1 rRNA gene is annotated in these 215 nt (G+C 50.2%); it reads right to left on the reverse strand.

From position 1 onward, the window contains the following. Positions 1–63: ribosomal RNA gene (gene rrf, locus IB255_RS30725) — 5S ribosomal RNA — on the reverse strand; the annotation flags it as partial. Between the last annotated feature and the right edge of the window lie 152 nt (positions 64–215).

Below are 215 nucleotides of genomic sequence, written 5' to 3' on the forward strand. Positions count from 1 at the left end.
GCGTCGTTTCACTACTGAGTTCGGGATGGGATCAGGTGGTTCCAACGCTCTATGGTCGTCAAGCAATTCTTTATGGACGCTCGTGGCAAGTGCACACGCTCATCCAGATTCGGGTATGTGACAGGTATTTGCGGTTCACACGAACTTTCGGTTCGTTACGTCTTCACCGTACAACACGCAAATTGTTTGGGTGTTATATGGTCAAGCCTCACGGG

Source organism: Pseudomonas sp. PDM22 (assembly GCF_014851965.1).
Taxonomy (GTDB): domain Bacteria; phylum Pseudomonadota; class Gammaproteobacteria; order Pseudomonadales; family Pseudomonadaceae; genus Pseudomonas.